The following is a 4,242-nucleotide window of genomic DNA, read 5'->3' on the forward strand; positions in this document are numbered from 1 at the left end:
CGCCCCGCCGCTCGTCAGGAACCCGCGATGTCCTCCTTGATGACACGCTCGACGTTCCGCTCCGCCAGCGCCGTGATGGTCACGAACGGGTTGACGCCGATGCTGCCGGGGATGAGCGAGCCGTCGGTGACGTAGAGGTTCTTGTATCCGGACACCCGGCCGTAGTTGTCGGTGGCCTCGCCGAGGACGCAGCCGCCGAGCGGGTGGTAGCAGAAGTCGTCGGCGAACGCCTTGATCTGCTTGCCGAAGAGGTCGTAGCGGTAGATGGTGGTGTTGGCCTTGTTGATGCGGTCGAACAGCGACTTGGCGGCGGCGACCGCGGGCGCGTTCTGCTCCCGGGTCCAGCGCAGGTCCGCGCGGTCCTTGGCGGCGTCGTAGACGAAGGTGCCGCGCTGCAGGTTCTTGGTGATGGCCAGGTAGAGGCTGACCCAGGTCTCCAGGCCCGCCGGCATGGGGGCGATCTCGGCGAAGACGGGGTTGTCCGGGTTGTCCCAGTCGTCGATGCCGAGGGCCGGGATCGAGGACTGCTTGCTGCCCGTGGGGTTCCACACATGGTTGGCGCGGGCGGTCATGATGTTGCCGTTGGGGCCCCAGCCGCCGCCGATCGCGGAGCTGAGGGCGGGGAGGGTGCCGGTCTCCCGGGCGCGCAGCAGCAGTTCGGTGGAGCCGAGGCTGCCGGCACCCAGGAAGAGGTGGCGACAGGAGATCTCCTTGGTGGCGAGCAGCTTGCCGTCGGGGTCCTTCTGCTCGACGGTCAGCAGATACGTTCCGTCGTTCTGCTGACGGATCGTCTTGACCTGGTGCAGGGTCTCGATGGTGACCTTGCCGGTGCCCAGGGCGGCCGCCAGGTAGCTCTTGTCCAGGGAGACCTTGCCGTGGTTGTTGCCGTAGATGACCTCGGCGGCCAGCGCGGACTTGGGCACGGTGCCGTCCGCCTCACCGCGCATGTAGTCCCAGTCGTAGACGTTGGGCACGAACGTGGTCTTCAGGCCGGCGCTCTCGGCCTGCTGACGGGCGACGCGGGCGAACTGGTACCACTCGGTCTGCTCGAACCAGTCCTTGTCGATGTTGTTGACCCGCAGACCGGAGTTCGCGCGCGGGAAGTAGGTGCCGTACATCTCGTCGGCGTCGACCTGGGGCAGCACCTCCTGGAAGTAGGAGCGCCGGGGGGTGACGGCCATGCCGCCGTTGACGAGCGAGCCGCCGCCGACCCCGCGGCCGACGTACACGGACATCTGGTCGAAGTTGACCCGGTCCAGTACGCCCGCGTAGGGGTCGATGTCCCGGTTGGCCAGGTCGAGCCAGAGGAAGGAGCCGAGCGGGGCCTCGGTGCGGGTCTTGAACCAGCTGGAGCGCTTGTCGGGCTTGAGCATCCCGCAGAAGATGTTGCCGTCGGGGCCGGGCTGGTTCCACAGCTGGCCCATCTCCAGCATCAGGGTGGAGACCCCGGCCTCGCCGAGCCGCAGGGCGGAGACGGCCGCGCCGTACCCGGTGCCGACCACGACGGCGGGCACGAACGTGCTGCCGGAACCATCGGCGGCGGTGGCGGCGGCCGCGCAGGCGAGCGCCGAGAGCAGGAACACGGTGAGCCGGGTGTGCTGGAAGATCACGGCGCCGGCGATGCCGGAGACCATGACGACCGCGAAGATCCAGCTCTGGGTGCGGGCCTGGATCTTCGAGGCCCGCTCGCGGTCCGGTTCCAGGACGCCGACCAGCGGCGACTCGACGCTCGCGGTCAGCGCGTAGCCGAAGCCGCTCAGGACCTGTCCCGCGACCAGGCCCGGGGTGCCGCCGGCGACCGTGCCGATCAGCAGCAGGCCCGCCGCCTTGACGATCTCCCCGCCGACCAGGAGGGTGCGGGGCCCGAACGCGGCGGAGAAGCGGCCGACGAACGCCCCGGAGACCATCACGGTGAACCCGTACAGGGCCAGCAGGGTCTGCGCGAGGGCGATGCCGAGGTGGTGCAGATAGAGGAAGGCGAACAGGACCGGCAGATGGAAGTAGGCCCGGGAGATCAGCCGGTAGACGAACAGGGCGCGCAGGGCGCCGGGGCGGGGCGTGGCGCCGGCCCCGCCCGGAGCGGCCTCGGCTCCGGGCGGGGTGGCGGACTGGCGGGCGCTGCTCACTCCATGGCTCCCGAGGAGGCGAAGTAGTTCTTGTCGGCGCCGCTCTGGGTGGTGAACACCGAGGAGGAGTCCTGCGCGCCGGGCAGCGGCAGATGGACCGGGACCGAGGCGAGGCGGACCTGGCGGTCCTGGCCGCGCACCAGCAGGTCCTGGTAGGCGTCCCAGTCGCCGCCCGCGCACAGGTGGCGGTCGCCGGGGGCGCCGCAGCCCACGAGCGGCCAGGCGTCGGCGGCGGCGTAGTTCTGGAAGATGATCCGCCGTGAACCGGTGGAGCGGTTGGGGCCGCTGGCGTGGACGGCGCGGACGTGGTGCAGGGTGATGGACCCGGCGGGCGCGGTCAGCTGGACGGCGTTGTCGAGCATGTCCTTGATCTGGGTGTGGTCAAGGGCACCGGCGAAACGGCCGCCCTGGTTGTGGGAGTACACCTCGCCCAGGTGCGATCCGGGCACGACCAGGAGGGGCCCGTTCTCCTCGGTCATGTCGTCCAGGAGGACGCCGACCGCGACGAGGGAGTCGTTGGTGTGCGGGTAGAAGCCCCAGTCCTGGTGCCACTGGATGGCGTCGCCGGTGCCGGAGGGCAGCTTCAGGTTGATCTTGCTGCCGTACAGGCGCAGGTCGTTGCCGAGGAGGCCGGCGACGATGTCGAGGATGCGGGGGTGGCGCACCGTGGCGTCGTAGACCGGGTGGTGGCGGTGGGGCGACTTGACGCGCCGCACGTAGGGGTGGCCCTCGTGCTCGCCGATGTCGAGGATGCGGCGGTCGGCGTTCTCGTCGCCGGCCTGGGCGGCGAAGCTGTCGGTGACCTCGCGCAGTTCCTGGAGTTCGGAAGCGCTGAGGACGTTCTCCACCACGAGGTAGCCCTTGGCGGCGTACTGGTCGAGCTGGGTTGCGTCGAGAGCGTGCATGTCTCACCTCTGCGTCAGGAAAAGAAATGCGGGGCCGGGGCGGAATGCTCCGGCGGCGGGTCGGGGCCGTGGCGGCGCGGGTGTCGTGACGGCACGGCGTCGTAGCGGCACGGGTGTCGTAGCGGCACGGGTGCGTGTCGGCGCGGCGTCCCATCGGCACGGCGTCGTGTCGGCCCGGGGATGTCGGCCCGGGAGGACCGGCCGTCGGTGGCCGGTCCCTCGGGGTGGATCAGGTCGGTGCGGGGCCGGTCAGGCGGTCGCCGGAACGGTCAGCTGCTCCGTGAGGAAGGTCAGGGTGCGCTTCCAGGCGAGCTGGGCCTGGGTCTCGTCGTAGGTGCCGAGGAGGTTCTCGTCGTTGTGGAAGGCGTGGCCCGCCGGGTAGAACTGGAGCTCCACGGGGGCGCCGGACTGGCCGCGGATCTGCCGGGCGAGGTCCTGTGCGCGCTCCGGCGGGGCGTAGGTGTCCTTCTCCCCGAAGTGGCCGAGGACGGCGGCCTTCATCCCGGAGAAGTCGGGGTCCTCGCCGGCGAAGACGCCGTAGAAGGGGACGGCCGCGGCGATCTTCTCGCCGGCGGCCGCGGCGAGCGCGAGGACGAAGCCGCCGCCCATGCAGAACCCGACGGTGCCCAGGGCGTCGCCCTTGACGGCCTCGTGCTCCAGGAGCCAGTCCACGGCGCCGACCAGGTCCGCGACGCCCTGTTCCAGGGGGAGGTCGCTCATCATCTTCCCGGCCTCGTCGGAGTCGTGGGTGGTACGGCCGCCGAACAGGTCGGGCGCCAGGGCGACGAAGCCCGCCGCGGCGAGCCGGTCGGCCACGTCGGCGATGTGGTCGGTCAGCCCCCACCACTCCTGGATGAGGATCACGCCGGGCCCACGGCCGGACGCGGGCAGCGCGAGGTAGGCGTGGATCTCTTTGCCGTTGCGGACGAAGTGGGTGTTCTGCCGTGCCTGGGGGGCGCTCATCTTCTGCGGTTCTCCTTGAAGGGGACGAGTCCGGTGGCCTGGGCGGCTTTCGGGTGCGAAGGGGGCCGGGGCCCCGCCGCCCCGGCGGGGCCCCGGCCCCCTTCGCACCCGAAAGCCGCCCAGGCCACCGGACTCGTCCCCTTCAAGGAGAACCGCAGAAGATGAGCGCCCCCCAGGCACGGCAGAACACCCACTTCGTCCGCAACGGCAAAGAGATCCACGCCTACCTCGCGCTGCCCGCGTCCGGC

3 protein-coding genes are annotated in these 4,242 nt (G+C 70.9%); all 3 read right to left on the reverse strand.

Features of this window, described 5'->3' with window-relative positions; all coding sequences use genetic code 11:
• Positions 1 to 14: 14 nt before the first annotated feature.
• Positions 15 to 1,634 (reverse strand): GMC oxidoreductase, encoded by a 1,620-nt coding sequence (locus CCN72_RS06105; RefSeq protein WP_107430073.1) that lies wholly within the window; start codon positions 1,632 to 1,634, stop codon positions 15 to 17.
• A gap of 488 nt (positions 1,635 to 2,122) precedes the next feature.
• Positions 2,123 to 3,031 carry a phytanoyl-CoA dioxygenase family protein gene (locus CCN72_RS06110; RefSeq protein WP_086806645.1) on the reverse strand — a complete coding sequence of 303 codons (909 nt, stop codon included), beginning with the start codon at positions 3,029 to 3,031 and terminating at the stop codon, positions 2,123 to 2,125.
• 249 nt (positions 3,032 to 3,280) lie between these two features.
• Entirely contained in the window at positions 3,281 to 3,994 is a 714-nt protein-coding gene (locus CCN72_RS06115) for a dienelactone hydrolase family protein (RefSeq protein WP_085568297.1), read from the reverse strand.
• Positions 3,995 to 4,242 lie beyond the last annotated feature (248 nt).

Origin of the sequence: Streptomyces murinus, from assembly GCF_002154555.1 — a bacterium.
GTDB classification, from domain to species: domain Bacteria; phylum Actinomycetota; class Actinomycetes; order Streptomycetales; family Streptomycetaceae; genus Streptomyces; species Streptomyces murinus.